Genomic DNA, 26,189 nt, shown 5'->3' on the forward strand with positions numbered 1-26,189 from the left:
ACTACGTTAGCGGATTCCCTCCGCAACTCATAATCGAGTTCCGCGGGTTCGAATTCCGGCATGCGAGCATGCGGAACAAGCCCCCGCCGAGGGGAAGTCGTAGGTAGTGGTTGGCCGCTTCCAGCTCCCGGCAGATTGCCGTGACCGGTTCAAGCGGCTCGGACTACATTACGGAGGTCCCCAGGCCGCGTCAAGTTCGGCGGCGACGGGGCACATGGGCCCGATAGGGGCTGACCGTAGGGTCGTTGGCCGTCCAGAAGCGCCAGGGGTGGACGGAGCCCTCCCCTCCTACTCCAGTGCGGGGACCCTCGCTGACCTGGTCGGCTTCGACGGGGGTTCCCGCAAGGAGCCTGAAGGGGCTGGCCGGGTCTCCGCAGAGGTCCGCGCCGTCGAGGGTGCGGTCCACGGCAAGGGCCGTGGCGAGACGGGCCGGGCCTTTGGCCAGTTCCTTGTCATTACGGGCCGAGAGTCGACGCGTGCGGGCCAGCTCGGCGCCCACCGTGATCTCGCCCGCCCGCAGCAGGACGGCGCTCGCCTCGCCCTCGGGGCCGGTCACCAGGTTCATGCAGTGCCACATGCCGTAGGTGAAGTAGACGTACATGTGTCCGGGCGGGCCGAACATCACGTCGTTCCGGGGCGTGCGGCCCCGGTACGCGTGTGAGCCGGGGTCGGCTTCGCCCGCGTACGCCTCCACCTCCGTCAGGCGGACTTCGATCGGCCCGTCGTCCGAGTCGCGCACCAGGACGCGGCCGAGGAGGTCGGGTGCGACCTCCAGGACGGGGCGGTCGAAGAAGTCTCGGGTCAGGGGCGTACGGTCAGGGGCCAAGATCATGCCTTACGAGCGTAGTACACGCGCTCCGTTTATACGGATGGCCTTTGGGGTGCTCGGTTGCCAGGGTGGGACGCGGAACCGGGTGGAGTGCCCTCGCGTATGTACCGATCAAGGATTCAAGTCGAGACGAGCCACAGGCGGCGGCCTGGGGAGGAGTGTCATGGGGTTCAAGAAGCTGCTCGCGAGTCTGGGGGCCGGCGGTGCCTCGGTCGAGACCGTGCTGACCGAGGTCAACGTGGTCCCGGGCGGTGTGGTCCAGGGTGAGGTGCGGATCCAGGGCGGGTCGGTGGACCAGCAGATCGAGGGGCTCTCCGTCGGTCTCCAGGCCCGCGTCGAGGTCGAAGGTGCCGACCAGGAGACCAAGCAGGACATCGAGTTCACCAAGGTGCGGCTCGGCGGTGCCTTCACGCTGCTCGCCAACGAGGTGCACGCGGTGCCGTTCGGTCTTGAGATCCCCTGGGAGACGCCGGTCACGAGCATCGACGGGCAGCAGCTGCGCGGCATGAACATCGGGGTGACCACCGAGCTGGAGATCGCGCGCGCCGTGGACTCCGGTGACCTCGACCCGATCAACGTGCACCCGCTTCCGGCGCAACAGGCCATCCTGGACGCCTTCATCCAGCTGGGCTTCCGCTTCAAGAGCGCCGACATGGAGCGCGGCCACATCCGCGGTACGCGGCAGAAGCTGCCGTTCTACCAGGAGATCGAGTTCTACCCGCCGCAGCAGTACCGCGGGCTCAACCAGGTCGAGTTGAGCTTCGTCGCGGACGACCACGAGATGGACGTCGTCCTGGAGATGGACAAGAAGCCGGGGATGTTCAGCGAGGGCAGTGACTCGTTCCGGTCCTTCAAGGTGGGTCTGAACGACTTCCAGGGCACGGACTGGGCCGCGTACCTGAACGAGTGGCTGTCCCAGGTCGGCAGCAAGCGCAACTGGTTCTAGGCTCGGACGCACAGCAATCAACCAGGAGGTGCTCGCGTGACCGAGCCGAAGAGGCCGCCGCTTCCCCATGACTTCCACCCGCCCGTGCCGTCGTTCACGATCGTGAGTGAGGACGTCGAGCCGGGTGCGGTCCTCAAGGACGCTCAGGTCCAGTCGGGCGGGAACACCTCGCCGCAGCTGCGGTGGGAGGGCTTTCCGCCCGAGACCAAGAGCTTCGCCGTGACGTGCTTCGACCCGGACGCCCCTACGGGGAGCGGGTTCTGGCACTGGACCGTCTTCGACATCCCGGCCTCGGTCACCGAGCTGCCGGCCGGTGCGGGCAGCGGCAAGTTCGAGGGGCTTCCCGAGGGCGCGGTGCAGGTGCGCAACGACTACGGGGCGAAGGAGTTCGGCGGGGCCGCGCCGCCGCCCGGTGATCCGGCGCACCGCTATGTGTTCACCGTGTACGCGGTGGACCAGGAGCGGCTGGGGCCGGACTCGGACGCCTCGCCGGCGGTCGTGGGCTTCAATCTGCGGTTCCACACGCTCGCGCGTGCGCAGGTCATCGCCGAGTACGGCGCTCCCGCGGAGAACTGAGCGTTCATCGATTGTTTGCCCGTCTCTGGTCATGGAAGTGATCAGAGACGGGCATTTTTTATTGCGTTGTCCATCTCGGCGTGCCCGGCCAAAGTTGATCCCAGCCCGCCAGGCGGTGGGCCGGTGCATACGGGAGGTGGGCAGGTTGATGCGGGACACGCTGGTGCTGAACGCGAGCTTCGAGCCGCTCTCGACGGTGACGCTCAACCGGGCCGTCGTTCTGGTGCTCCAGGACAAGGCCGTGGTCGAGCAGGCCCACCCCGGACTCCGTGTGCGCGCGGCGGCGGTCGAGATGCCGGTGCCGCGGGTGATCAGGCTCTGCAGATACGTACGGGTGCCGTTCCGAAGACAGGCTCCGTGGTCGAGGCGGGGGGTGCTCGTCCGGGACCAGCACCGGTGCGCGTACTGCGGCAGGCGTGCGACGACGGTGGACCATGTGGTGCCGCGGTCGCAGGGCGGGGCCGACTCCTGGCTGAACACGGTGGCTTCGTGTGCGCTGGACAATCACCGGAAGGCGAATCGGACGCCGGAGGAGGCGGGAATGCCGTTGTTGCGGCAGCCCTTTGAGCCGACTCCTGCGGGGGCGATGCTCTTGTCGCTTGGGCGGGACGAGCTGGCCTCGCTGCCTGATTGGCTGGCTCAGCCCGCGGCCTAGCGCCGAGTCGGCACCGGTTGGTCTCTGGCCGCGGGTCGCGAGTGGCTGGGCGCGCAGTTCCCCGCGCCCCTTCGGGGCGCTCTAGTCGATCGGGGGCTGTTCGCGGCGGGTGGGGGCGGCGCCGCCTGAACCGCCGCCCAGGGGGCCGAAGTTGCCGAGGGCGCCGCCGAGGCCCTTGAGGGCGTCGCCGATCTCGCTGGGGACGATCCAGAGCTTGTTCGCGTCGCCTTCGGCGATCTTGGGGAGCATCTGGAGGTACTGGTAGGAGAGGAGCTTCTGGTCCGGGTCGCCGGCGTGGATGGACTCGAAGACCGTACGGATCGCCTGGGCCTCGCCCTCCGCGCGCAGGGCCGCGGCCTTGGCCTCACCTTCGGCGCGCAGGATCGCGGACTGCTTCTCACCCTCGGCGCGCAGGATCTCCGACTGCCGTACACCTTCGGCCTGGAGGATCGCGGCGCGCTTGTCGCGGTCGGCGCGCATCTGCTTCTCCATCGAGTCCTGGATGGAGGTCGGCGGCTCGATCGCCTTCAGCTCGACGCGGTTGACGCGGATGCCCCACTTGCCGGTGGCCTCGTCGAGGACGCCGCGCAGGGCCGCGTTGATCTCCTCGCGGGAGGTCAGGGTCCGCTCCAGGTCCATGCCACCGATGATGTTGCGCAGGGTGGTGACGGTGAGCTGCTCGATCGCCTGGATGTAGCTGGCCACCTCGTAGGTCGCGGCCCTGGCGTCGGTCACCTGGTAGTAGATGACCGTGTCGATGTTGACCACCAGGTTGTCCTGGGTGATCACCGGCTGAGGCGGGAAGGGGACGACCTGTTCACGGAGGTCGATGCGGTTGCGGATCGAGTCGATGAACGGGACGACGATGTTCAGGCCTGCGTTGAGCGTGCGGGTGTAGCGGCCGAAGCGCTCGACGATGGCGGCGCTGGCCTGTGGGATGACCTGGATGGTCTTGATCAGGGCGATGAATACCAGCACCACCAGAATGATCAGGACGATGATGATTGGTTGCATCGTGGCTCCCCGTACCCTTCATGCCTCGGCGTCTGTCCGCGGGATCTCGAAAATCCGCGAGACCTCAAAGATCTTGCTGGTCGAGTCTGTCAGACCGCCGCACGGCCCGTGGGGCATTCACAGGACGATGGCCGTCGCTCCGTCGATCTCGACCACGTCCACCTCCTGGCCCGCCTCGTAGGCGCGGTCCGGGTCGAGTGCGCGCGCCGACCAGATCTCCCCCGCCAGCTTGATGCGGCCGCCGGAGGCGTCGACCCGTTCGAGGACCAGTGCCGACCTGCCCTTCAACGCGTCGACTCCGGTGGCCAGTTCGGGCCGCTGTGCCCGGTGCCGGCTCGCGATGGGGCGTACGACCGCGATGAGCGCGACCGAGACCGCGGCGAAGACGACGACCTGAAGGACCGTGTCACCGCCGAGGCCCGCGGTCACGGCGGCCGCGACGGCGCCCACGGCGAGCATGCCCAGCTCCGGCATCGCGGTCAGTACGAGCGGGATTCCGAGCGCGGCGGCGCCGATCAGCCACCACACCCATGCGTCGATGTCCACGTGGTCATCGTAGGACCGGGGGTCCCTTCCGGGACAGGGCGCGATCAGTCGGGCCGGGGCGCGCCCCTCAGGAGAGGGGAAGGCCGGTGGCGGTCCAGCGGTCGTTCCGCTGCTCGACGACGAGCGGGAGGCCGAAGCAGAGGGAGAGGTTGCGGGAGGTGAGTTCGAGCTCCAGCGGGCCCGCGGCGAGGATCTTGCCCTGACGGATCATCAGGACGTGTGTGAAGCCGGGGGCGATCTCCTCGACGTGGTGCGTGACCATGATCATCGACGGGGCGATGGGGTCGCGGGCGAGGCGGCCGAGGCGGCGTACGAGGTCTTCGCGGCCGCCGAGGTCGAGGCCCGCGGCCGGCTCGTCGAGGAGCAGCAGCTCGGGGTCGGTCATCAGGGCGCGGGCGATCAGGGTGCGCTTGCGCTCGCCCTCGGAGAGGGTGCCGAATCTGCGGTCCAGGTAGTCGCTCATGCCGAGGCGGTCGAGGAAGGCGCGGGCGCGCAGCTCGTCGACGTCCTCGTAGTTCTCGTGCCAGCCCGCGGTCATGCCGTACGCGGCGGTGAGCACCGTCTGGAGGACGGTCTGGCGCTTGGGCAGCTTGTCCGCCATGGCGATGCCCGCGACGCCGATGCGGGGGCGCAGCTCGAAGACGTCGGTGCCCGGCTTGCCGAGGGTCTCGCCGAGGATGGTGGCGGTGCCGGTGCTCGGGAAGAGGTAGCTGGACGCGACGTTGAGGAGGGTGGTCTTGCCCGCGCCGTTCGGTCCGAGGATGACCCAGCGCTCCCCCTCCTTGACCGACCAGGAGACCTGGTCCACCAGAGCCCGGCCCTCGCGGACCACAGATACGTCCTCAAGCTCCAGTACATCGCTCATGAGCGCGCTGTCTCCCATTGCAGTCTCGGTCGTCGCTCGCGTCGGTGGACGCGGCCCCCGGATAAAACCTACGCCACCGGCCGGGCGTTCCTGTCGTGAGGCCGGTCCTTAGGCTGTGCGCATGCTCTCGGAACCACGCTCAGGACGTCTGGCCGCATGGGGAAACGCCCTATTGGCCGGACTTGTTTCTCCGGATGACGCGGTGCTCGCGATGGTCGGCGACGACGCGGTGCACCGGGTCGAAGGCCTGCCCGGCGAGTCGGGCCCGGTCGGTCTGACGCTCGCGATGGGGCGCCTGCGGGCGCTCGGGGTGCGGGGTCTGCGGGTGGCGTTGCCTGCGCCCGGGCATCCGCTCGGGCTGAGCGGGCCGCCCGAGTTCAACGCGCGCGCCCTGGAGGCGGAGGAGGCGGTCGTCGCGTTCGGGGCGCCGTACGGTCTCGTGCCCGAGGTGTACGAGGCGGGGCCCGAGGGCGACGTACACGTGGAGGTCCTCTGGCACTGTCTGGCGGTCCGTGAGGCGCCGCCCGCCGATGTGCCCTCGCTGGGCGAGGCGGAGCGCGAGCTCGCGGAGGCGCTGCGGGAGGCGACGCAGGTGCTGTCCCGGCTGGACGTCGCGGGGTCGGGGCCGGTCGCGGAGGCCGCGCTCGAGGCGTACCGGGCGCGTGCGGAGGCGGGGCGCGAGGTGCTCGCTCCCGGGTATCCGCCGCGTGCGGTACGGGTGTTGGAGCTGGCGCAGCGGGTGGGTCTGCTGATCTCCCTGGCGTACGAGAACGGCCACGGCGGCGCGGTGAGTGCCTCGGAGATGGCCGCGCGGGGTCTGGCGCTGCGGCCGGTGGAGCGGACGGCCAGGCGGGCGCAGGTGGCCGCCTACAACGCGTACGTGGAGGAGCGGGAGAGGAGCTGAGGGGTGCGGCGCCCGGCACGGGAAGGCCCCGCGGGCCGGTTGGTCCGCGGGGCCTGCTGTGCCCTGGGGGCGGTGTGTCAGCGGTTCACCGAGGCGTTGCCGAAGACGGGGTTGAGCACGCCGACCACGTTGACGCTGTTGCCCGTGGCGTTGACGGGGACGTGGACCGGCGCCTCGACGAGGTTGCCCGAGCCGACGCCCGGGGAGTTCGCCGCGGTGCCCTGGGCCTGGGCGTCCGAGGTGGCGGACGCGACTCCGGCGGAGGCACCCGCGGCGAGTCCGGCGGTGACGACGGCCAGGGCGGCCTTCTTGGCGATGCTGTTCATGGGGAGTGCTCCTCCTGCTGACGTGGGCGACCCCGGCTGCGGGGTCAGGGGGCGTGCGGCGCGGCGGGGATCGCGGAGAACGGGGGCCGGCCCTTGCGACGGATGCGTCGCGGGCCGGCCGCCGCGGGACCGGCCGCTCGGGTGCGGCCGGTGGATCGCGTGGGTGCGATCAGACGTTCTTGCAGACATTCCCGAACGTCGGGTTCAGGGCGCCGATGACGGTGACGCTGTTGCCGCAGGCGTTCACCGGGATGTGGACCGGGGCCTGAACCAGGTTGCCGGAGACGACGCCCGGGGAGTTCTTGGCGACGCCCTGGGCGGCCGCGCCGCCGTGGGCGGAGGCCATGCCGGCGCCGGCCGCGACCAGACCACCGGCCATCATCGTGACGGCAGCGGTCTTCTTCAGGTTCTTCACTTCTGGACCCTCCTAGCGGTCGCCGCGACCAGCCGTCGCAGCGTGCCCTGGAGAACGCCGCGGCGGCGCCCAGGATGCGCCATCCGGGTGACACTCACACGACGGTATGAATCTCATCCCGGAACGAGACGGTCCGCTATCAGCCGGCCATGCCGTGGCGTACGGCCCAGAGCGCGGCCTGGGTGCGGTCGGCCAGGTCCAGTTTCATCAGGATGTTCGAGACGTGTGTCTTGACGGTCTTCTCGGAGAGGACGAGGGCGCGGGCGATCTCGCGGTTGGAACGGCCGTCGGCGATGAGGCCGAGGACCTCCCGCTCGCGCTCGGTCAGCGAGCCGCCTCTGCCCTGGCCGCCGTGGGCCTCCTCCTGGGAGAGGAGCGCGCCCGCCACCTCGGGCTGGAGCAGGACGTGTCCCGCGTGCACCGAGCGGATGGCACCGGCGAGGGCGTCCGGGTCGATGTCCTTGTAGACGTACCCCGCGGCGCCCGCGCGCAGGGCCGGGACGACCGTGCGCTGCTCGGTGAAGCTGGTGACGATGAGCACGCGCGCGGGGTTGGCCAGCTCGCGGAGCTTGCGCAGCGCCTCGACGCCGTCCATGCCGGGCATCTTGACGTCCATCAGGACGACGTCCGGCCGCAGCTCCTCGGCGAGCGCGACTCCTTCGGCGCCGTCGGAGGCCTCGCCGACGACCTCGATGTCGTCCTGTACCTCCAGGAACGTCCGCAGGCCGCGGCGGACCACCTGGTGGTCGTCGACCAGCAGCACCCGGATCCCGGTCTTCGCGTTGAGCACGGCGTCAGCCACCGGGGACCTCCATCTCGATCGTCGTGCCCTTGCCGGGCTCCGATTCCACGGTCAGCTGTCCGCCGACCCCGCTCGCCCGGTCCCGCATGGAGACCAGACCCAGGTGCCGTCCGGCGCGGCGTATCGCCTTCGGGTCGAAGCCCACGCCGTCGTCGATGACACGCAGGACGGCTCCGGCGCCCCGCTTGTCCAGGAGCACGGTGACCCGCTCGGCCCCGGAGTGGCGCAGGGCGTTGTGCAGGGCCTCCTGGGCGACCCGGAGCATGGCCTCCTCCTGGGAGGCGGGCAGCGCGCGTACGCCGTTGCTCTCGAAGGTGACCTGGGCGGAGTGCGCGCGGTGCAGCACCTGGGTGTGCGTGCGCAGGGTGGCGACCAGGCCGTCCTCGTCCAGGGCCGCGGGGCGCAGCTCGACGACGGCGGCGCGCAGCTCGTCCGCCGCCTCGGCCGCGAGGGCGGCGACCTGGTGCAGTTCGCCCTTGGCGCGGGAGGGGTCACGGTCCACCAGGGCGGCGGCGGCCTGGGCCGTCAGGCGCAGCGAGAAGAGCTTCTGGCTGACGGCGTCGTGCAGTTCGTGGGCGAGGCGCGAGCGCTCCTCGGCGATGGTCAGCTCGCGGCTCCGCTCGTACAGGCGGGCGTTGGTGAGGGCGATCGCGGCGTGCTGGGCGAGGAGGGCGAGCAGCTCCTCGTCGTCCGCGGTGAAACCGCAGCCGCCCTCGGGCTTGGGGCACTTCTTGTTGGCGAGGAAGAGCGCGCCGAGGGTCTCGTCGCCGTAGCGGATCGGGAGGCCCAGGAAGTCGGACATGTCGGGGTGGGCGGCGGGCCAGCCTTCGAAGCGGGGGTCCTCGCGCACGTCCCCCAGGCGCTCGGGCTCGGCCTTCTGGAGCATCGAGGCGAGGATGCCGTGCTGGCGGGGCAGGGGGCCGATGGCCTTCCACTGCTCCTCGCTGACGCCGTCGACGACGAACTGGGCGAAGCCGCCGTGGTCGTCGGGGACCCCGAGCGCGGCGTACTCGGCGTCGAGCAGCTCGCGGGCGGAGGCGACGATCGTCTTGAGGACGTCGCGCACCTCCAGGTGCCTGCTCATGGCGAGGAGCGCGGCGCTCACCGCGTCCAGGCCTGATCGGGGTCCTTGGCTCATGGGCGTCACCGTACCGGCGGGGTGTGACAGTACGTATCCGCCCTGTGGAGGCCCCTGTCTGGGCCCCGAGGCCTAGGTCCAGCGCCCGACTCTCACCCAGCGCATTGCTGGGGCAACTGTTGGTGAGTCTGTTACCTGACCGATGTGAGCCCGCGCATAGGACGCACATCACGTACGAAGGTCCCTAGTGGATAAGTAAACCCTTATGGGGACGGGGATGCGGGGCCATATGGATCCGGTGCGTACCCCCTGATCCACTATGCCGGGTCGTACGTCACTGCTTTGCCACAGATTTTTGCGCCCGCTAAGAATTGCTCCCGTCGCTCGGCACCGCGGTTATCCCACCGCGGCGCTTGTGCCGGAGCAGCTACTGTCCCCCACCGGACGAGAGCGACCTTTCCGCTTATTCGAAGAGGTCCGTTTCGCATGTCCAAGCACAGCACCCCTGGCCATAGTCGCGCCGAGCTGACCAAGACCCAGAAGTTCTCGATCGCCGGAGTCGCCACGCTCGGCGCCGCCGCCCTCGCCTTCTCCCTCGTGCCGGGCAGCTCCGAGGCCACGGCCCAGGCCACCGACGTCTCCCCCGTCGCCTTCGCCGTCTCCGCCGGTGCGCAGCAGGCGGTCCACGCCGGTGTCTCCAAGCAGCACTCGAACGCCGACAAGCAGGCCAAGGACGCCGCCGCGAAGGCCGCCGCCGACAAGAGGGCCGCCGACGAGGCCGCCGCGAAGAAGAAGGCCGAGGACGAGCGCAAGGCGAAGGAGACGGCGAGCCGCGCCGCCGCCCGCAAGCCCGTCTACGCCAACAACCTCGACGGCTGGATCCGCCAGTCCCTGGACATCATGAAGGCCAAGGGCATCCCCGGTTCCTACGAGGGCCTGCACCGCAACATCATCCGTGAGTCCTCGGGCAACCCGAACGCCGTCAACGGCTGGGACATCAACGCGATCAACGGCACCCCGTCGATCGGCCTGCTCCAGGTCATCAAGCCGACGTTCGACGCGTACCACGTGGAGGGCACCTCCACGAACATCTACGACCCCGTCGCCAACATCACGGCCGCCGCCAACTACGCGGCCGACCGGTACGGCTCGATGGACAACGTGAACGGCGCCTACTGAGCCTTGATCGCCTGATCACTGGACCTCTTCAGCCGAAGACGAGGTTCGCAGACGCCGAAGGGCGGCACCCCGCGCGGGGTGCCGCCCTTCTCGTACGTCATGGCGCGCTTACTTGCGCATGACCTCCGGCTCGTGCCGGCGCAGCAGGCGCGCGACCGCGAAGCCGCAGATGACGCCGAGCGCGAGCAGAACCGTGATGTTGATGCCCCACTGTCCGGCCGAGTGCTCCCAGAGCGGGTCCAGGTCGGTGGGGTTCTTCGCGTCCCACGGCGGCATGAGGTGCGCGAGGTCGAGCGTGGAGCCCGCGCCCGCGATGGCCCAGCGGGACGGCATGAGCCAGGCGAACTGCTCCAGGCCGGGCGAGCCGTAGACCTGGAAGAGGACGCCGGTGAAGACGACCTGGACGATGGCGAACATGACCAGGAGCGGCATGGTCTTCTCGGCGGTCTTCACCAGCGAGGAGATGACCAGGCCGAACATCATCGAGGTGAAGCCGAGCGCGATGATCGTCAGGCAGATCTCCACGGCCGGGGGCATGATCAGGCCCTCTTCCGGCAGCTCGCGCGGGGCGAAGCCGATGGCGCAGATGATGACGCCCTGGAAGGCCGTGATGACGCCGAGGACGATGACCTTCGACATCAGGTACGCCGAGCGGGAGAGGCCGGTGGCGCGCTCCCGTTCGTAGATGACCCGTTCCTTGATCAGCTCACGTACGGAGTTGGCCGCGCCGGAGAAGCACATGCCGACCGCGAGGATCAGCATGATCGTGCCGGCGTCGCCGTTGAACTTGGACGGCGGCTTGGGCGGGGCGAGCCCGAAGTCGGCGGGGATGACGACGCTGACGATGCCGAGCACCGCGGGCAGGATCACCATCAGGCCCAGGAAGCCCTTGTCGGAGGCGATCACCGAGGTGTAGCGGCGGATCAGGGTCCACAGCTGCGAGCCCCAGCCCTGCGGCTTGGGCGGCTTGACCGCCTGCGGGGGCGGCATCGGTACGGACTGCGCGGCGACGGCGTCGATGTCCGCGGCGTACATCTGGTAGTGCTGCGAGCCCTTCCAGCGGCCGGCCCAGTCGTAGTCGCGGTAGTTCTCGAAGGCGGAGAAGACGTCGGCCCAGGTGCTGTAGCCGAAGAAGTTGAGGGCTTCCTCCGGCGGGCCGAAGTACGCCACCGAACCGCCCGGCGCCATGACGAGGAGCTTGTCGCAGATCGCCAGCTCGGCGACCGAGTGCGTGACGACGAGGACCGTACGGCCGTCGTCGGCGAGGCCGCGCAGCAGCTGCATGACGTCGCGGTCCATGCCCGGGTCGAGGCCGGAGGTCGGCTCGTCCAGGAAGATCAGCGACGGCTTGGTCAGCAGCTCAAGGGCGACCGACACGCGCTTGCGCTGGCCACCGGAGAGGGAGGTGACCTTCTTCTCCTTGTGGATGTCCAGCTTCAGCTCGCGCAGCACCTCGCCTATGCGGGCGTCGCGCTCGGCCTCCGTGGTGTCGGCCGGGAAGCGCAGCTTGGCCGCGTACTTCAGGGCCTTCTTGACGGTCAGCTCCTTGTGCAGGATGTCGTCCTGCGGGACCAGACCGATGCGCTGGCGCAGCTCGGCGAACTGCTTGTAGAGGTTGCGGTTGTCGTAGAGGACGTCGCCCTGGTTGGCGGGCCGGTAGCCGGTGAGCGCCTTGAGCAGGGTGGACTTTCCGGAACCGGAGGGGCCGATGACCGCGATGAGCGACTTCTCCGGGACGCCGAAGGAGACGTCCTTGAGGATCTGCTTGCCGCCGTCGACGGTGACCGTGAGGTGGCGGGCCGAGAAGGAGACGTCACCGGTGTCGACGAACTCCTCGAGCTGCCCGCCGACCAGGCGGAACGTCGAGTGGCCGACGCCGACGATGTCGTTCGGGCCGATCAGGACGGTCGAGGACTTCGCGATCGGCTGGCCGTTGACGTACGTGCCGTTGTGCGAGCCGAGGTCGTGGATCTCGAAGCGGCCGTCGGGCGTCGCCGTGAACTCGGCGTGGTGGCGCGAGACCTGGAGGTCGGAGACGACCAGCTCGTTCTCCAGGGCGCGGCCGATGCGCATCTTGCGGCCGAGCGCGAGCTGGTGGAACGTCGTCGGGCTGCGGTCGCCGTAGACCGGCGGGGCCCCCGCGGCGCCGCCGGTACCGGGCGTCTTCTGTACGTACTGCTCGGCGGGGCCGCCCTGCTGCTGCGGCACGTGGGGCTGCTGGTGGTGCTGTTGCTGGGGCGGCACGTGCGGTTGCTGCTGCTGGGGCGGCTGCTGTTGCTGCCAGCCCTGCTGCTGCGGCTGCGGCTGCTGGTACGGGGCCTGCTGCTGGGCCCAGCCCGGAGCCTCCTGCCGCGGCGTGTGCTGGGGCGCGGCGGCCTGCTGCTGCGGTGCGGCGGCCTGCTGCGGCGCCGATACGGCCGCGGCGGCCGCACCGCTCAGATTCAGCCGCGGGCCGTCGGTCGCGTTGCCGAGATGGACGGCCGAGCCCGGGCCGATCTCCATCTGGTGGATCCGCTGGCCCTGCACGAAAGTGCCATTGGTACTGCCGTGGTCCTCAATGACCCAACTGCGCCCGCTCCAGCTGATCGTGGCGTGCCGCCAGGAGACCCTGGCGTCGTCGAGCGCGATATCTCCCTGCGGATCACGTCCGAGGGTGTATGGCCTGGAGGCATCGAGCGTCCAGGTCCTTCCATTCAATTCCAGTACGAGTTCCGGCACTCCATGCCCCACTGAGTTGTCCCCCGAGCTAGCCCCCATGTGGGGAGTCTAGGGATGTCGAACATCGGGAGGAACTATTTCAGGCGGAGGCCTCTGACCGAAAGTCGGGCCTTGTGAAGACTGCGTTCGGGCCCTGATGGTTGCCCCGTTGACGGGGCAGAAATCGCCCCGGAGAGTAGTAAGCACCCATCACGGCCATTACGCGCATGAGATGTGTGAATGGATATGTATCGCGTGAAACGTGAGCACCGTGGTGAGAGGGCGACGCACCGCGGTTCGGGGGTCCTGATGCAGGCCTGCGCAGACGTACGTGAAGGCCGGGGCGTGGGGTGGGGTGACGTGCGGTGGGGTGACGTACTGCTCTGCGCCGTCGCCGCCGTGAGCTGGTCGCTGGTCGGCATGGCGGGGACGGCCGCGCTCGGGCTGCATCTGCTCGGCGCGGACGCGGTGGGCTCGCTGGGGCCGATGGCGGCCGCGACGGTGGCGCTCGGCGCGGGGGGTTCGGTCACGCCGTCCGGTGACGTCTCGGCGTTCGGTCTCGACGAGGCCGAGGCGACCACGGCCATCGATATCGCGCCACTCGGTGTGGGGCTGGTGGGGGCGCTGCTGCTCGCCCACTTCTTTCTGCGTTCCCTGCGCGGGGCCGGGGTCGTCCTCGCGCCCGCCGACCTTGTCGCGCGCGCGGGCTCGGTGCTCGCTCTCTTTGCGGCGATGCTCGCGGGGCTCGCCTGGGTGGGTCACGACGTCGTCACGATCGACGGGGAGCAGCTCGGCATCGACGAAGAAATCGACAAGGGGGTCGAGGAAGGGCTCGATGGGCTGCCGGGTGATCTCGGGGACCTCGGCGATATCGGTGACATCGAGGGGCTGCTGCCCGACCGGCTCGGGGACCTCGCGCAGGCGAAGGCCTCGGTCGGCTTCACCGTCGACACCGTGCCGACGCTGCTCGGCGGGACGCTCTGGGCGGCCGGCGTCCTGCTGATCGCGCTGCTCGCGTCGCGCCGCACGCCGCTGCCGCGCGGCCTCTCCGTTCTGCACCGGGTGGTGCGGCCCGCGGCTTCCGCGCTGGTCACGGTGGTCCTGGTCGCGGTCGCCGCGGGGTTCGCCGCGGCGGCGTACGCGATGGTCGGCGACGCCCATCCGAGGCGTATCGCCGGTGCCGCGCTGCTCGGGGCGCCGAACGGTGTCTGGCTCGGCATTCCCGTGGGGCTCCTCGTCCCGTGGGACGGCAGGGCGACGGGCGTGCTCACCCGCTTTCTGCCGGATCCGGTGGACGATCTCCTGTCCGGGCCCTCCGACAAGGCGCTCACGCTGGGGCGGCTCGCCGAACTCGACGGCAGGGTCTGGCTGTTGGGGGTCGCGGCGGTGCTGATGATGCTGTTCGCGGGGGTGCTCACGGCGGTACGGACCCCTCGGGCGGGGGGCGCTGTGGGGTTCGCGGGCCGGTGCGGGGTGCGGCTCGGGTGCGTGACCGCGGCGGGGCTTCCGCTGCTGGTGTGGCTGACCGGGGTCTCCGCGGATGCCTCGCTGTCGGTGTTCGGCTTCGACGCGTTCGGGGCGGGGGTCGAGCTGCGTGGCCGGCTGGGGGCGGCGGGGTTGCTCGGGGCGGGGTGGGGGTTCGCGGCGGGGGTGGTGGGGGCGCTGATGGCGTGTGCGACGGGGGTGGCGGCCGGCGCTTCGGCGGGGGTGGAGCCGGACGGGCCTGGCGGCGCTTCGGCGGGGGTGGAGCCGTACGCGCCCGGCGGCGCTTCCACGGCGGTGGGGCCGCACCGGCCCGGGGCTCCGCATCGGCCGCCGAACCCTGATACGAACCCCTATCTGCGGCCGCCGGAGGATGTCTCCAGCGCGCCGACCGTGGCGGGACCGATCGTGCCGCCGCCCCGGCACCGCCCCCATCCCAACCGGCCCCGCCCGCGCTCGGACGGCTGGCCCCCTCCGCCACCGCCTCCTCCACCACCCCCGAAGCCTCCGCCCCGCGAACCCCACTGACCTGCGCCTCTTCCCTCGAAACCCGGCACCGTGGGTTGTGCCCACCCGTCCCGCCGTGCGGAACGCCTGCCCACAACGGGAACGGCCTCCCGCATGGCTCGGGCGGTGACGGCTCCGGCCCGCGCCCCCATTTCGGGAGGCGGGGTCTGCTCCTGGCTAGCTGGGTGGTGCGGGGTGAACGGGTGGGTGGGAGGGAGGGATCCGCCGCGAAGCGGGCGGAATAGGGACCGGCGACGCACCCGCGGCAAGCGGCAAGCGGCACGCGGCAAACAGGACCGGCCCGGAACGGGTACACGAACGTTCCGTGTCCGGGAAGCGGACCACCAGGCACCCCCAAGAGGCGGACGGATACCGTAGGGATCACCATGAGTGCTCCGCAGCCCCCTCAGCCCGCCGACATCCCGACACTCCTCGTCAAGATCTTCGGCAAGGACCGCCCCGGCCTCACCGCCGGCCTCTTCGACACCCTCGCCGCCTACTCCGTCGACGTCGTCGACATCGAGCAGGTCGTCACCCGCGGCCGTATGGTGCTGTGCGCGCTCGTGACCGCGCCGCCCGCCGGTCTCGAGGGTGACCTGCGCGCCACCGTCCACAGCTGGGCGGAGTCCGTGCGAATGCAGGCCGAGATCATCTCCGGCATCGGCGACAACCGGCCGCGCGGCCTCGGGCGTTCCCACGTGACCGTCCTCGGCCACCCCCTGACCTCGGAGTCGACGGCGGCGATCGCCGCCAGCATCACCGCGACCGGCGGCAACATCGACCGTATCTTCCGGCTCGCCAAGTACCCCGTCACCGCCGTCGAGTTCGCGGTGTCCGGCACCGAGACCGAGCCGCTGCGCACCGCCCTCGCCATAGAGGCCGCGAAGCTCGGCGTGGACGTGGCGGTCGTCGCGGCGGGGCTGCACCGCCGGGCGCAGCGCCTGGTCGTGATGGACGTCGACTCGACGCTCATCCAGGACGAGGTCATCGAGCTGTTCGCCGCGCACGCCGGGTGCGAGGAGAAGGTCGCCGAGGTGACGTCCGCCGCGATGCGCGGTGAGCTGGACTTCGAGCAGTCGCTGCACGCGCGCGTGGCGCTGCTCGCGGGGCTCGACGCGTCGGTCGTCGACAAGGTCCGCTCCGAGGTCCGGCTGACCCCCGGCGCCCGCACCCTCATCCGCACCCTCAAGCGCCTGGGCTATCAAGTGGGCGTCGTCTCGGGCGGTTTCACCCAGGTCACCGATGATCTGAAGGAGCGCCTCGGTCTCGACTTCGCCCAGGCCAACACCCTGGAGATCGTCGACGGAAAGCTCACCGGCAAGGTGACCGGCGAGATCGTCGACCGGGCGGGCAAGGCGCGGCTGCTGCGCCGTTTCGCCAAGGAGGCCGGGGTCCCGCTGGAGCAGACCGTCGCGATCGGCGACGGCGCGAACGATCTCGACATGCTGAACGCGGCGGGGCTCGGTGTCGCCTTCAACGCAAAGCCGCTCGTCCGCGAGGCCGCGCACACCGCGGTGAACGTGCCGTTCCTGGACACGGTCCTCTACCTCCTCGGCATCACCCGTGAAGAGGTCGAGGCGGCGGAGACGCACACCGATTCCGACTGACGGCCGCGCAGGCCGCCGGCCCACGTCGACGGGCCCCGCACCTCGGTGGTGCGGGGCCCGTCGTCGTAGCGATCGGAGGGTCGTGGCGGCGGGAAGTGGGGCCTGGCGGCGGGGCGGCTTACGGGTTACGGGTTACGGGTTACTCGGACGGCGCCCAGTAGTCGACGAGGGTGGCCACGCCCGGTTCGAGTGCCTTCCACGAACCGGAGTACGTCAGGACGGAGTACGTCGCGGTCGGGAAGCCCCGGCGGGCCAGCCGCTCGCGGGCATCACCCTCGCTGTCCCCGGCGAGGATGTCGGTCAGGCCCTGCACTCCGGGGTTGTGACCGATCAGGACGACGTTCCGCACGTCGTCCGGGGTTTCGTTGAGCACGGCGATCAGCTCGCCGGGAGAGGCTTCGTACAGCCGCTCCTCGTAGACGGTCTTCGGCCGCTGCGGCAGCTCCTGGACCGCGAGCTTCCAGGTCTCGCGGGTCCGGACCGCCGTGGAGCAGAGGGCCAGGTCGAAGGGGATGCCGCTGTCGGCCAGCTTGCGTCCGGCGACGGGGGCGTCCCTGCGGCCTCGATCGGCGAGCGGCCGCTCGTGGTCGGACACCTGCGGCCAGTCGGCCTTCGCATGCCGGAAGAGGACAATCCTGCGGGGTTCTGCGACGCTCATGCGTCCCAGCTTCGCATGAAACGCGCCACAGGGCGCGGGTAGTTGACGCGGTCGCCCGAGGCGGGTGACGGGCCCGGCGGGGCGGGGCTCACGGGGTCATGCGCGAGATCAGGGCCTGTATGTGCTCCAGCAGGCCGGTGGCGGCGGGGGCGCCGCTCGCGGCGTGGGCGTCCGCCGGGTTCAGGATCAGCAGGAGCAGGGCGGCGAAGGCGAGGGCGGGCAGGGCGATCGCCCACCAGGGGAGCTGGATCTCGACGCCGCCCGACTCCGCGGGGTCGCGCCGGGGGTGCGTACGGACCGACATGCCGCCTCCGTGATCTTCGAGTGCTCCGTGCCGCGTCGTCGCGGCCACATCTCGAAATTAGGCGATCGCGGGTCCTTGGCCCATCCGGAGATCCACCCACTTGACCCTGATACTCACCCCCTAGGGGATGGGGGTGCTAACCCCACCATCCGCCGTGCCGGGGCCGTCCGTTCACGGTCGGGCGTGCCTTCTGTTCACGGTGAGGCGAGGGAGGCGACGATGCCGATGATCACGGTGATGGCCAGCATCGCGCCGAGCACGACGAGCAGTTTCTTCTGGCCGTTCTGGGGGTTCGGGTCGAGGACGGGCATGCGGTCAGTCTCGCACCCTTTGCCCGTCCCCTCTCCGCCGGGGTCAGGCCGCCTTGGCCCTGGCCGCCACCTCGTCCTCGACCGTGCGGTCGCGGCCCGCGAGGGTGCCGACGACGATCTGGGGCACCATCAGGCCCGCCATCAGCGCGATCGGCAGGCCCCAGCCGCCGCTGTGCTGGTAGAGGACGCCGACAAGGAGCGGTCCGGGGATCGAGATGAGGTAGCCGGTGCTCTGCGCGAAGGCGGACAGCTTGGCGACGCCCACACTGCTCTTGGCCCGCATGCCGACCATCGTGAGGGCGAGCGGGAAGGCGCAGTTGGAGACGCCGAGCAGCAGCGCCCAGGCCCAGGCGCCGTCCGCCGGGGCGAGGTACAGGCCCGCGTACCCGGCGAGGCCGCAGGCGCCGAGGACGGCCACGACGGGGCCCTGGTGGGGCAGGCGCGTGGCGACCCTGGGGATGACGAACGCGAGCGGCACGCCCATGGCCATCGTGACGGCGAGCAGCACGCCTGCCTGACCGGCGGGAACGCCCGCGTCACGGAAGATCTGCGGCATCCAGCCCATCGTGATGTAGGCGGCGGTGGCCTGGAGGCCGAAGAAGACGGCGAGGGCCCAGGCGGTGCGGCTGTGGGTGATGCGCAGCCCCGAGTCCTCCTGGCGCACGGTGGGGCTGATGTGCTCCGGGGCCGCGGAGGCCGCGCTCCGGTCGCGGACGAGCGGGATCCACGGCACCACGGCGACGACGGCGAGAGCGGCCCAGACGGCGAGCCCGGTCTGCCAGCGGCCGCCGAGCGCGTCGGTCATCGGCACGGTGAGGGCGGCGGCGAGGGCCGTGCCGAGCGCGAGTGCCATCGAGTACAGACCGGTCATGGAGCCGACCCGGTCGGGGAACCAGCGCTTGACGATGACGGGCATCAGGACGTTGCTGACCGCGATGCCCATGAGGGCGAGCGCGGTGCCGGCGAGGAAACCGGCCGTGCCGCCGATGAAGGGGCGTATCACCAGGCCCGCGGCGATGGCGGCCATGCCGACGCAGACCACCGCGCTGGGGCCGAAGCGCCGGGCGAACCGCGGCGCCATGACTCCGAAGAAGGCGAAGCAGAGCGGGGGCACGGAGGTGAGCAGTCCGGCGAGGGTGCCGCTCATGCCGAGGCCGTCGCGCACCTCTTCGAGGAGGGCGCCGAGGCTGGTGATGGCCGGGCGGAGGTTGAGGGCCGCGAGGACGATGCCGACGATGACCAGACGCGTCGCCCACGCGCGCGTGGGGGCCTGTTTCTCCGCCCCTCCGGTACGCGTGGAGGGTGTCGCCGCAGGGGTCATCGTCGTGGTTTCCTCACTAGCCATGAGTCCATCATAGAATCATGGGATGATTGACTGTCCACTCGAATAGATCCCATAGACCGCATAGATCGCATAGATCGATTCCGGTACCGCACGAAGGAACGTCATGCCGCTGACCACTCCTCGCCGTTCGGCCCTCTCCGAACAGGTCATCTCCGAGCTGCGCAATCAGATCTCCTCGGGCGAGTGGCCGGTCGGCTCCCGCATCCCCACCGAGCCCGAGCTGGTCGAACAGCTCGGCGTGGCCAGGAACACCGTCAGGGAGGCCGTGCGCGCCCTCGCGCACAACGGCCTGCTCGACATCCGCCAGGGCTCGGGCACCTTCGTGATCGCCACCAGCGAGCTGGCGGGCGTGATGCACCGCAGGTTCGCCGACGCGGACCCGCGGCACATCGCCGAGCTGCGCAGCACGCTGGAGTCGAGCGCCGCGAAGCTCGCCGCCGAGCGCCGCACCGAACGCGACCTCAAGCAGCTGGACGCCCTCCTGGCACGCCGCGAGGAGGTGTGGGCCTCGGGGGACGCGGAGGCCTTCGTCACGGCGGACGCGACCTTCCACATGGCCGTCGTCGCCGCCTCGCACAACGACGTCATGACCGCGCTCTACGCGGACCTCGGCGAGGTCCTGCGCGACTGGCTGCGCGAGGACATCGGCACGGAGCTGACCCCGGAGACGCACATGGACCACGGCCGGCTCGTCGACGCGATCCGCGCGCGGGACGCGGAGGCCGCCGCGACCGAGGCGGCGAGCTACCCCTTCATGTGCCGCCCGGTCACTTCTGGTGGCTGACCCAGGCCGAGCGGACCTCTTCCCAGCACCGCCCGGTCAACCGCACGGTCTGGGCGGGCCCCGCCTCGACCGGCGCGCTGTCGACGTCGATGTCCCACCACCGGTCGCACTCCACGTGCAGGCGGACCCGGTCGGTCTCGGGGTAGGGGTTGTGGCAGTACGCGACGACGGCGGAGCCGACGACGCCGGTGCGGCACGCCGCCCCGAAGGGCCGCGGCTTCGGCGCGGCCTCGCCGAGGGACGCGGCACCGGGCTGCGGCACAGCGACCAACAGGGCGAGAGCGGCGAGCACCGCACCGGAGAGACGCACACTCCAGGGTGCGCGGCACTCCCCCGCCGCCGCCCGGCACGGGGGCCGAACGGGTGACGCCCCGCCTCCCGCGCGCTGCGGGGGACGGGGCGTCATTCACGTACGGAATACCTGATCAGGCACGTTCCGACACTGTCAGGCACCCATCATGTGGACGCCGCCGTCGACGTGGATGATCTCGCCGGTGGTCTTCGGGAAGAAGTCGGAGAGCAGGGCGACGATGCCGCGGCCCGCGGGCTCGGGGTCGGCCATGTCCCAGTTCAGCGGGGAGCGGGTGTTCCAGATGTCCGCGAGGTCGGCGAAGCCCGGGATGGACTTGGCCGCCATGGAGCCGAGCGGGCCCGCGGAGATGAGGTTGCAGCGGATGTTCTCCTTGCCCAGGTCGCGGGCGAGGTAGCGGCTCGTGGCCTCCAGGGCGGCCTTGGCCGGGCCCATCCAGTCGTACTTCGGCCACGCGTACTGCGCGTCGAAGGTGAGGCCGACCACCGAGGCGCTGTCGCCGAACAGCGGGCGGCAGGCCATCGTGAGCGACTTCAGGGAGTACGCCGAGACGTGCATCGCCGTGGAGACGTCCTCGAAGGTGGCCTCGAGGAAGTTGAAGGCACCCGGCGGGGCGAAGCCGATGGAGTGGACGACGCCGTCCAGACCGCCCAGCTCCTCGCGGACGACGCCCTCGAGGCGGTCCAGGTGCTCCTGGTCGGTCACGTCCAGCTCGATGACCTTGGCGGGCTTGGGGAGCTTCTTGGCGATGCGCTCGGTGAGCGTGGGCCGCGGGAAGGCGGTCAGGATGACCTCGGCGCCCTGCTCCTGGGCGACCTTGGCCGCGTGGAAGGCGATGGAGGACTCCAGCAGCACACCCGTGATGAGGATGCGCTTGCCGTCGAGAATTCCGCTCATGTGATCAGTGACCCATGCCCAATCCGCCGTCAACGGGGATGACGGCTCCAGTGATGTACGAAGCGTCGTCGGACGCGAGGAACTTGACCGCGGCCGCGATCTCCTCGGGCTGCGCGTAACGGCCGAGCGGCACCTGGGCGACGATGCCCGCGCGCTGCTCGTCCGTCAGTACCTTGGTCATGTCGGTGTCGACAAAACCGGGCGCGACGACGTTGAAGGTGAGGTTGCGCGACCCGAGTTCGCGGGCGAGCGAGCGCGCGAAGCCGACGAGGCCCGCCTTGGAGGCGGCGTAGTTGGCCTGCCCCGGGCCGCCGTACAGACCCACGACGGAGGAGATCAGGACGACGCGGCCCTTCCTGGCGCGCAGCATGCCGCGGTTGGCGCGCTTGACGACGCGGAAGGTGCCCGTGAGGTTGGTGTCGAGGACGGACGTGAAGTCCTCCTCGGTCATGCGCATCAGGAGCTGGTCCTTGGTGATGCCGGCGTTGGCGACCAGGACCTCGACGTTCCCGTGCTTGTCCTCGATCTCCTTGTAGGCCTGCTCCACCTGTTCGGCGTCGGTGATGTCGCACTTGACGGCGAGGACCCCGGCGTCGGTGAGGGCCTGCGGCGGCTCGCCCGAGCGGTAGGTGATCGCGACCTTGTCGCCGGCGTCGGCGAAGGCGCGGGCGATGGCGAGGCCGATGCCCCGGTTTCCTCCGGTGACGAGAACCGAGCGGCTCAACGGATCACCCTTTCGATAGCGGTCTGGTACGTCGAAAACCTATCGGTACCTTCCGCGATACGGAGAATCGGCGATCGACAGTGGCGCGGAGTACTCCCTGTCGGGTCCCTACAGAAGGGACTGGCCGCGGGGCCGTCGCGCGCGACATGATCGGAGCTGACCGGTGCCGACAGCAGGGAGACATCCGTGCCTCATTCCATCGATGAAGCCTTCACGGCGCTGCCGCTGCGGGCTCTCGCCGACGCCGCGCTCGCCCGCGCGCGGGCGCTCGGCGCCGACCACGCGGACTTCCGCCTGGAGCGGGTGCGCAGCGCGTCCTGGCGGCTGCGCGACGCCAAACCGTCGGGCTCCTCGGACACCACGGACCTGGGGTACGCGGTCCGGGTGGTGCACGGCGGGAGCTGGGGGTTCGCCTCCGGGGTCGATCTGACGATGGACGCGGCGGCGAAGGTCGCCTCGCGGGCCGTGGCGATGGCGAAGCTGTCCGCCCAGGTGATCAAGGCGGCCGGGTCCGACGAGCGCGTCGAACTGGCGGACGAGCCGGTACACGCGGACCGGACGTGGGTCTCCGCGTACGAGATCGATCCGTTCTCCGTGCCGGACGAGGAGAAGGCGGGGCTGCTCGCCGAGTGGAGCGCGCGTCTGCTCGCCGCCGACGGGGTCGCGCACGTCGACGCCTCGCTGCTCACCGTGCACGAGAACAAGTTCTACGCGGACACGGCGGGCACGGTGACCACGCAGCAGCGGGTCAGGCTGCACCCGCAGCTCACCGCGGTCGCCGTCGACGAGTCGAGCGGTGAGTTCGACTCGATGCGCACGCTGGCGCCGCCGGCCGGGCGGGGCTGGGAGTACCTCACCGGGACCGGCTGGGACTGGGAGGGCGAGCTGGAGCGCATCCCCGGGCAATTGGCGGAGAAGATGCGGGCGCCGAGCGTGCGGGCGGGTTCGTACGACCTCGTCGTCGATCCGTCGAACCTCTGGCTGACCATTCACGAGTCCATCGGCCACGCCACCGAGCTGGACCGCGCGCTCGGCTACGAGGCGGCGTACGCGGGCACGTCGTTCGCCACCTTCGACCAGCTGGGCAAGCTCGCCTACGGCTCCTCGCTGATGAACGTGACGGGTGACAGGACCGCCGAGCACGGTCTCGCCACCATCGGATACGACGACGAGGGCGTGGCCGCGCAGTCCTGGGACCTGGTCAAGGACGGCACCCTCGTCGGCTACCAGCTGGACCGGCGCATCGCCAGGCTCACCGGCTTCGCGCGCTCGAACGGCTGCGCGTACGCGGACTCCCCCGGCCATGTGCCGGTGCAGCGCATGGCGAACGTCTCGCTCCAGCCGGACCCCGGCGGGCTCTCCACCGAGGATCTGATCGCGGGCGTCGACCGCGGGATCTATGTGGTCGGGGACCGGTCGTGGTCGATCGACATGCAGCGGTACAACTTCCAGTTCACGGGGCAGCGCTTCTACAGGATCGAGAACGGGCGGCTCGCCGGGCAGCTGCGCGATGTCGCCTACCAGGCGACGACCACCGACTTCTGGGGCTCCATGGCCGCGGTCGGCGGCCCGCAGACGTACGTACTCGGGGGCGCCTTCAACTGCGGGAAGGCCCAGCCGGGCCAGGTCGCCGCGGTCTCGCACGGCTGCCCGTCCGCCCTGTTCCGGGGCGTGAACATTCTGAACACCACGCAGGAGGCCGGTCGATGAGCCGCAGCGCCACCAAGCCGCACGAGATCGTCGAGCGCGCCCTCGCACTCTCCCGAGCCGACGGCTGCGTCGTGATCGCCGACGAGGAGTCCTCGGCCAACCTGCGCTGGGCGGGCAACGCCCTGACCACCAACGGCGTCACCCGGGGCCGCACCCTCACCGTGATCGCCACCGTCGACGGCAAGGAAGGCACCGCCTCCGGTGTCGTCTCCCGCTCGGCGGTCACCGCCGCCGACCTGGAGCCGCTGGTGCGGGCCGCCGAGGAGGCCGCGCGCGGGGCGGCCCCCGCCGAGGACGCGCAGCCGCTGGTGACCGGCACCGCCGCCTCCGCCGATTTCACGGAGGCCCCGGTCGAGACCTCCTCCGCCGTCTTCGCGGACTTCGCCCCCGCCCTCGGCGAGGCCTTCGCACGGGCCCGCGCGGGCGGGCGGGAGCTGTACGGCTTCGCGAACCACGAGTTCGTGTCGAGTTACCTCGGTACGTCGACGGGGCTGCGCCTGCGGCACGACCAGCCCAACGGCACCCTCGAACTGAACGCCAAGTCGCCGGACCGCACGAAGTCGGCGTGGGCGGGGCGGGCCACCCGTGACTTCAAGGACGTCGACCCCCAGGCACTCGACGCCGAGCTGGCGCAGCGCCTCGGATGGGCCCGGCGGCGGATCGACCTGCCGGCCGGGCGGTACGAGACGCTGCTGCCGCCGACCGCGGTGGCGGATCTGCTGATCTACCAGATGTGGTCGTCATCGGCACGGGACGCCGCCGAGGGCCGTACGGTCTTCTCCAAGCCGGGCGGCGCCACGCGCCTCGGCGAACGGCTGGCCGAGCTGCCGCTGACGCTGCGCAGCGATCCGCACGAGCCCGGCCTGGAGTCGGCGGCGTTCGTCCTCGCGCACGCCTCGGGCGGTGACATGTCGGTCTTCGACAACGGTCTGCCGCTGGCCGCCACCGAGTGGATCCGCGGGGGTGAGCTGGCCCACCTCGCCACCAGCAGGCACAGCGCGGGCCTGACCGGGCTCCCGGTGACGCCCGCCATCGACAACCTCGTCCTCGACGGCGGCGGCGACCGCACCCTGGACGAGATGGTCGCCGCCACCGAGCGCGGGCTGCTGCTCACCTGCCTCTGGTACATCCGCGAGGTCGACCCGGCGACGCTGCTGCTCACGGGCCTGACCAGGGACGGCGTCTACCTCGTCGAGAACGGCGAGGTCGTGGGCGAGGCGAACAACTTCCGGTTCAACGAGTCGCCGGTCGACCTGCTCGGCCGGGCCTCGGAGGCGGGCCGTACGGAGAGGACGCTGCCGCGCGAGTGGGGCGACTACTTCACCCGGGCCGCCATGCCCGCGCTGCGCGTCCCCGATTTCAATATGAGTTCGGTCAGCCAGGGCGTATAACCTCGGTCCTTGCACATCCGTGCACCCTGTAAGCACTCCCGAGGAGACGCGAGACCCGTGACGGACATCGTCGACGAGCTGAAGTGGCGGGGGCTTTTCTCCCTGTCCACCGATGAGGACGCACTGCGCAAGGCGCTCGCGGACGGTCCCGTCACGTTCTATTGCGGCTTCGACCCCACCGCGGCGAGCCTGCACGTCGGGCACCTCGTGCAGGTCCTCACCGTGCGCAGGCTCCAGCAGGCGGGGCACCGCCCGCTGGCGCTCGTCGGTGGCGCCACGGGCCAGATCGGCGACCCGCGGCCGACCGCCGAGCGCACCCTGAACGACCCGGAGACGGTCGCGAACTGGGTGGCGCGGCTGCGCTCGCAGATCGAGCCGTTCCTGTCCTTCGAGGGCGAGAACGCCGCGACGATGGTCAACAACCTCGACTGGACCGCGGGCATGTCCGCGATCGAGTTCCTGCGCGACATCGGCAAGCACTTCCGGGTGAACAAGATGCTCACCAAGGACTCCGTGGCCCGCCGTCTGGAGTCGCAGGAGGGCATCTCCTACACGGAGTTCAGCTACCAGCTCCTCCAGGGCATGGACTTCCTGGAGCTGTACCGGCGGTACGGCTGCACGCTCCAGACCGGCGGCAGCGACCAGTGGGGCAACCTCACGGCGGGCATCGACCTCATCCACCGCCTGGAGCCGGACGCCGCGGTCCACGCGATGGGCACGCCGCTGATGCTCAAGTCGGACGGCACCAAGTTCGGCAAGTCCGAGGGCGGCGCCGTCTGGCTCGACCCGACGATGACGACGCCGTACGCGTTCTACCAGTTCTGGCTGAACACGGACGACCGGGACATCTCCACGTACATGCGGATCCTCTCCTTCAAGTCCCGCGAGGAGCTGGAGGAGATCGAGAAGCAGACCGAGGAGCGTCCGCAGGCGCGCGCCGCGCAGCGCGCCCTCGCCGAGGAGCTGACGACGCTGGTGCACGGCGCCGACCAGTGCGCCGCGGTCATCGCCGCGTCCAAGGCGCTCTTCGGTCAGGGCGATCTTGCCGACCTGGACGAGGCGACGCTGGCCGCCGCCCTCTCCGAGCTGCCGCGTGTCGAGGTCGCCGAGCTGGGACCGGTCGTGGACCTGCTCGCCGAGGTGGGTCTGGTGGCGAGCAAGTCGGCCGCGCGGCGCACGGTGAAGGAGGGCGGTGCCTACGTGAACAACGTGAAGGTCGCCGCCGAGGACGCCGTGCCCGCCCGCGAGGATCTGCTGCACGGGCGCTGGCTGGTGCTGCGGCGCGGCAAGAAGAACCTGGCGGCGGTCGAGGTCACGGCGGGCTGAT

General features: G+C 70.6%; 27 protein-coding genes. 11 read left to right on the forward strand and 16 right to left on the reverse strand.

Annotation, left to right across the window (positions count from 1 at the left end; translation table 11 throughout):
- Positions 1-190 precede the first annotated feature (190 nt).
- Positions 191-832: a DNA-3-methyladenine glycosylase gene (locus DMA15_RS07570; RefSeq protein ID WP_125511882.1), complete on the reverse strand. Its 642-nt coding sequence runs from the start codon at positions 830-832 to the stop codon at positions 191-193.
- A 160-nt stretch (positions 833-992) separates the two neighbouring features.
- Here DMA15_RS07570 and DMA15_RS07575 point away from each other — a divergent pair, with 160 nt between their 5' ends.
- The 3 genes from DMA15_RS07575 to DMA15_RS07585 all read left to right on the forward strand — a co-directional run bounded on the left by DMA15_RS07575 (position 993) and on the right by DMA15_RS07585 (position 3,006).
- On the forward strand, positions 993-1,775 hold the full coding sequence (locus DMA15_RS07575; RefSeq protein WP_125511883.1) for a sporulation protein: 783 nt from the start codon (positions 993-995) through the stop codon (positions 1,773-1,775).
- 36 nt (positions 1,776-1,811) lie between these two features.
- Positions 1,812-2,351, forward strand: coding sequence for a YbhB/YbcL family Raf kinase inhibitor-like protein (locus tag DMA15_RS07580; RefSeq protein WP_125511884.1), 540 nt, complete (start codon positions 1,812-1,814; stop codon positions 2,349-2,351).
- 148 nt (positions 2,352-2,499) lie between these two features.
- Positions 2,500-3,006 (forward strand): HNH endonuclease, encoded by a 507-nt coding sequence (locus DMA15_RS07585; protein WP_125511885.1) that lies wholly within the window; start codon positions 2,500-2,502, stop codon positions 3,004-3,006.
- Positions 3,007-3,087: 81 nt separating this feature from the next.
- Here the strand turns inward: DMA15_RS07585 and DMA15_RS07590 are convergent, their stop codons facing one another.
- The 3 genes from DMA15_RS07590 to DMA15_RS07600 form a co-directional block, all read right to left on the reverse strand.
- The gene (locus tag DMA15_RS07590) at positions 3,088-4,020 is read right to left on the reverse strand and encodes an SPFH domain-containing protein (protein WP_125511886.1); all 933 of its coding nucleotides are present in this window, start codon (positions 4,018-4,020) and stop codon (positions 3,088-3,090) included.
- A 117-nt stretch (positions 4,021-4,137) separates the two neighbouring features.
- On the reverse strand, positions 4,138-4,566 hold the full coding sequence (locus DMA15_RS07595) for an NfeD family protein (protein ID WP_125511887.1): 429 nt from the start codon (positions 4,564-4,566) through the stop codon (positions 4,138-4,140).
- A 67-nt stretch (positions 4,567-4,633) separates the two neighbouring features.
- A complete protein-coding gene (locus tag DMA15_RS07600; RefSeq protein WP_125511888.1) occupies positions 4,634-5,431 on the reverse strand; it encodes an ABC transporter ATP-binding protein in 798 nt (265 codons plus the stop codon).
- Positions 5,432-5,552: 121 nt separating this feature from the next.
- Between DMA15_RS07600 and DMA15_RS07605 the strand changes: the two genes are divergently transcribed.
- The gene (locus tag DMA15_RS07605; RefSeq protein WP_125511889.1) at positions 5,553-6,335 is read left to right on the forward strand and encodes a hypothetical protein; all 783 of its coding nucleotides are present in this window, start codon (positions 5,553-5,555) and stop codon (positions 6,333-6,335) included.
- 77 nt (positions 6,336-6,412) lie between these two features.
- On the opposite strand, the gene DMA15_RS07610 is transcribed toward DMA15_RS07605, so the two are convergent.
- The 4 genes from DMA15_RS07610 to DMA15_RS07625 all read right to left on the reverse strand — a co-directional run bounded on the left by DMA15_RS07610 (position 6,413) and on the right by DMA15_RS07625 (position 9,016).
- Positions 6,413-6,661, reverse strand: coding sequence for a chaplin (locus DMA15_RS07610; protein ID WP_125511890.1), 249 nt, complete (start codon positions 6,659-6,661; stop codon positions 6,413-6,415).
- Positions 6,662-6,830: 169 nt separating this feature from the next.
- Positions 6,831-7,076 carry a chaplin gene (locus DMA15_RS07615; RefSeq protein WP_125511891.1) on the reverse strand — a complete coding sequence of 82 codons (246 nt, stop codon included), beginning with the start codon at positions 7,074-7,076 and terminating at the stop codon, positions 6,831-6,833.
- Between the two features lie 139 nt (positions 7,077-7,215).
- On the reverse strand, positions 7,216-7,878 hold the full coding sequence (locus DMA15_RS07620) for a response regulator transcription factor (RefSeq protein ID WP_240659706.1): 663 nt from the start codon (positions 7,876-7,878) through the stop codon (positions 7,216-7,218).
- A complete protein-coding gene (locus tag DMA15_RS07625) occupies positions 7,871-9,016 on the reverse strand; it encodes a GAF domain-containing sensor histidine kinase (RefSeq protein WP_125511892.1) in 1,146 nt (381 codons plus the stop codon). Before DMA15_RS07625 ends, DMA15_RS07620 begins: the two co-directional genes overlap by 8 nt.
- Positions 9,017-9,442: 426 nt before the next feature.
- On the opposite strand from DMA15_RS07625, the gene DMA15_RS07630 reads away from it, so the two are divergent.
- The gene (locus tag DMA15_RS07630; RefSeq protein ID WP_125511893.1) at positions 9,443-10,135 is read left to right on the forward strand and encodes a transglycosylase SLT domain-containing protein; all 693 of its coding nucleotides are present in this window, start codon (positions 9,443-9,445) and stop codon (positions 10,133-10,135) included.
- Between the two features lie 108 nt (positions 10,136-10,243).
- Here DMA15_RS07630 and DMA15_RS07635 read toward each other — a convergent pair whose 3' ends face one another.
- Complete coding sequence (locus DMA15_RS07635; protein ID WP_125511894.1) at positions 10,244-12,853, reverse strand: FHA domain-containing protein; 2,610 nt, start codon at positions 12,851-12,853, stop codon at positions 10,244-10,246.
- A 288-nt stretch (positions 12,854-13,141) separates the two neighbouring features.
- Here DMA15_RS07635 and DMA15_RS07640 point away from each other — a divergent pair, with 288 nt between their 5' ends.
- A complete protein-coding gene (locus DMA15_RS07640) occupies positions 13,142-14,842 on the forward strand; it encodes a streptophobe family protein (protein ID WP_125517402.1) in 1,701 nt (566 codons plus the stop codon).
- A gap of 365 nt (positions 14,843-15,207) precedes the next feature.
- Positions 15,208-16,428 (forward strand): phosphoserine phosphatase SerB, encoded by a 1,221-nt coding sequence (gene serB, locus DMA15_RS07645; RefSeq protein ID WP_125511895.1) that lies wholly within the window; start codon positions 15,208-15,210, stop codon positions 16,426-16,428.
- Between the two features lie 139 nt (positions 16,429-16,567).
- On the opposite strand, the gene DMA15_RS07650 is transcribed toward serB, so the two are convergent.
- The 4 genes from DMA15_RS07650 to DMA15_RS07665 all read right to left on the reverse strand — a co-directional run bounded on the left by DMA15_RS07650 (position 16,568) and on the right by DMA15_RS07665 (position 19,022).
- Positions 16,568-17,086 (reverse strand): histidine phosphatase family protein, encoded by a 519-nt coding sequence (locus tag DMA15_RS07650; RefSeq protein WP_125511896.1) that lies wholly within the window; start codon positions 17,084-17,086, stop codon positions 16,568-16,570.
- Positions 17,087-17,174: 88 nt separating this feature from the next.
- Positions 17,175-17,390: a hypothetical protein gene (locus DMA15_RS07655; RefSeq protein WP_125511897.1), complete on the reverse strand. Its 216-nt coding sequence runs from the start codon at positions 17,388-17,390 to the stop codon at positions 17,175-17,177.
- 194 nt (positions 17,391-17,584) lie between these two features.
- Positions 17,585-17,701 carry an SGM_5486 family transporter-associated protein gene (locus DMA15_RS37945; RefSeq protein ID WP_125511898.1) on the reverse strand — a complete coding sequence of 39 codons (117 nt, stop codon included), beginning with the start codon at positions 17,699-17,701 and terminating at the stop codon, positions 17,585-17,587.
- A 43-nt stretch (positions 17,702-17,744) separates the two neighbouring features.
- Positions 17,745-19,022, reverse strand: a complete 1,278-nt coding sequence (locus DMA15_RS07665; protein ID WP_125517404.1) for a CynX/NimT family MFS transporter — start codon at positions 19,020-19,022, stop codon at positions 17,745-17,747.
- Between the two features lie 127 nt (positions 19,023-19,149).
- Between DMA15_RS07665 and DMA15_RS07670 the strand changes: the two genes are divergently transcribed.
- Entirely contained in the window at positions 19,150-19,830 is a 681-nt protein-coding gene (locus DMA15_RS07670; protein WP_125511899.1) for a FadR/GntR family transcriptional regulator, read from the forward strand.
- On the opposite strand, the gene DMA15_RS07675 is transcribed toward DMA15_RS07670, so the two are convergent.
- The 3 genes from DMA15_RS07675 to fabG form a co-directional block, all read right to left on the reverse strand.
- On the reverse strand, positions 19,814-20,140 hold the full coding sequence (locus DMA15_RS07675; RefSeq protein WP_125511900.1) for a hypothetical protein: 327 nt from the start codon (positions 20,138-20,140) through the stop codon (positions 19,814-19,816). The two genes, DMA15_RS07670 and DMA15_RS07675, sit on opposite strands and share 17 nt — an antisense overlap.
- Before the next feature lie 135 nt (positions 20,141-20,275).
- Positions 20,276-21,037 (reverse strand): enoyl-ACP reductase FabI, encoded by a 762-nt coding sequence (gene fabI, locus DMA15_RS07680; protein WP_125511901.1) that lies wholly within the window; start codon positions 21,035-21,037, stop codon positions 20,276-20,278.
- A gap of 4 nt (positions 21,038-21,041) precedes the next feature.
- A complete protein-coding gene (fabG, locus tag DMA15_RS07685; protein ID WP_125511902.1) occupies positions 21,042-21,761 on the reverse strand; it encodes a 3-oxoacyl-[acyl-carrier-protein] reductase in 720 nt (239 codons plus the stop codon).
- Positions 21,762-21,947: 186 nt separating this feature from the next.
- On the opposite strand from fabG, the gene DMA15_RS07690 reads away from it, so the two are divergent.
- The 3 genes from DMA15_RS07690 to tyrS are packed head-to-tail and all read left to right on the forward strand — an operon-like array spanning position 21,948 to position 26,188.
- The gene (locus DMA15_RS07690; protein ID WP_125511903.1) at positions 21,948-23,471 is read left to right on the forward strand and encodes a TldD/PmbA family protein; all 1,524 of its coding nucleotides are present in this window, start codon (positions 21,948-21,950) and stop codon (positions 23,469-23,471) included.
- A complete protein-coding gene (locus DMA15_RS07695; RefSeq protein WP_125511904.1) occupies positions 23,468-24,862 on the forward strand; it encodes a metallopeptidase TldD-related protein in 1,395 nt (464 codons plus the stop codon). The genes DMA15_RS07690 and DMA15_RS07695 overlap by 4 nt, the downstream gene beginning before the upstream one ends.
- 57 nt (positions 24,863-24,919) lie before the next feature.
- Positions 24,920-26,188, forward strand: a complete 1,269-nt coding sequence (gene tyrS, locus DMA15_RS07700) for a tyrosine--tRNA ligase (RefSeq protein ID WP_125511905.1) — start codon at positions 24,920-24,922, stop codon at positions 26,186-26,188.
- Position 26,189: the final 1 nt, after the last annotated feature.

The sequence above is a fragment of the Streptomyces sp. WAC 01529 genome (assembly GCF_003945545.1).
GTDB classification, from domain to species: Bacteria; Actinomycetota; Actinomycetes; order Streptomycetales; family Streptomycetaceae; genus Streptomyces; species Streptomyces anatolicus.

What these genes read in the sequence shown, in the direction of transcription:
- DMA15_RS07570 (WP_125511882.1), bottom strand. Translation starts at nt 832, where the DNA reads ATGATCTTGGCCCCTGACCGTACGCCCCTGACCCGAGACTTCTTCGAC.
- DMA15_RS07575 (WP_125511883.1), top strand. Translation starts at nt 993, where the DNA reads ATGGGGTTCAAGAAGCTGCTCGCGAGTCTGGGGGCCGGCGGTGCCTCG.
- DMA15_RS07585 (WP_125511885.1), top strand. Translation starts at nt 2,500, where the DNA reads ATGCGGGACACGCTGGTGCTGAACGCGAGCTTCGAGCCGCTCTCGACG.
- DMA15_RS07590 (WP_125511886.1), bottom strand. Translation starts at nt 4,020, where the DNA reads ATGCAACCAATCATCATCGTCCTGATCATTCTGGTGGTGCTGGTATTC.
- DMA15_RS07600 (WP_125511888.1), bottom strand. Translation starts at nt 5,431, where the DNA reads ATGAGCGATGTACTGGAGCTTGAGGACGTATCTGTGGTCCGCGAGGGC.
- DMA15_RS07605 (WP_125511889.1), top strand. Translation starts at nt 5,553, where the DNA reads ATGCTCTCGGAACCACGCTCAGGACGTCTGGCCGCATGGGGAAACGCC.
- DMA15_RS07610 (WP_125511890.1), bottom strand. Translation starts at nt 6,661, where the DNA reads ATGAACAGCATCGCCAAGAAGGCCGCCCTGGCCGTCGTCACCGCCGGA.
- DMA15_RS07625 (WP_125511892.1), bottom strand. Translation starts at nt 9,016, where the DNA reads ATGAGCCAAGGACCCCGATCAGGCCTGGACGCGGTGAGCGCCGCGCTC.
- DMA15_RS07630 (WP_125511893.1), top strand. Translation starts at nt 9,443, where the DNA reads ATGTCCAAGCACAGCACCCCTGGCCATAGTCGCGCCGAGCTGACCAAG.
- DMA15_RS07640 (WP_125517402.1), top strand. Translation starts at nt 13,142, where the DNA reads ATGCAGGCCTGCGCAGACGTACGTGAAGGCCGGGGCGTGGGGTGGGGT.
- serB (WP_125511895.1), top strand. Translation starts at nt 15,208, where the DNA reads ATGAGTGCTCCGCAGCCCCCTCAGCCCGCCGACATCCCGACACTCCTC.
- DMA15_RS07650 (WP_125511896.1), bottom strand. Translation starts at nt 17,086, where the DNA reads ATGAGCGTCGCAGAACCCCGCAGGATTGTCCTCTTCCGGCATGCGAAG.
- DMA15_RS07655 (WP_125511897.1), bottom strand. Translation starts at nt 17,390, where the DNA reads ATGTCGGTCCGTACGCACCCCCGGCGCGACCCCGCGGAGTCGGGCGGC.
- DMA15_RS37945 (WP_125511898.1), bottom strand. Translation starts at nt 17,701, where the DNA reads ATGCCCGTCCTCGACCCGAACCCCCAGAACGGCCAGAAGAAACTGCTC.
- DMA15_RS07665 (WP_125517404.1), bottom strand. Translation starts at nt 19,022, where the DNA reads ATGACCCCTGCGGCGACACCCTCCACGCGTACCGGAGGGGCGGAGAAA.
- DMA15_RS07670 (WP_125511899.1), top strand. Translation starts at nt 19,150, where the DNA reads ATGCCGCTGACCACTCCTCGCCGTTCGGCCCTCTCCGAACAGGTCATC.
- fabI (WP_125511901.1), bottom strand. Translation starts at nt 21,037, where the DNA reads ATGAGCGGAATTCTCGACGGCAAGCGCATCCTCATCACGGGTGTGCTG.
- DMA15_RS07695 (WP_125511904.1), top strand. Translation starts at nt 23,468, where the DNA reads ATGAGCCGCAGCGCCACCAAGCCGCACGAGATCGTCGAGCGCGCCCTC.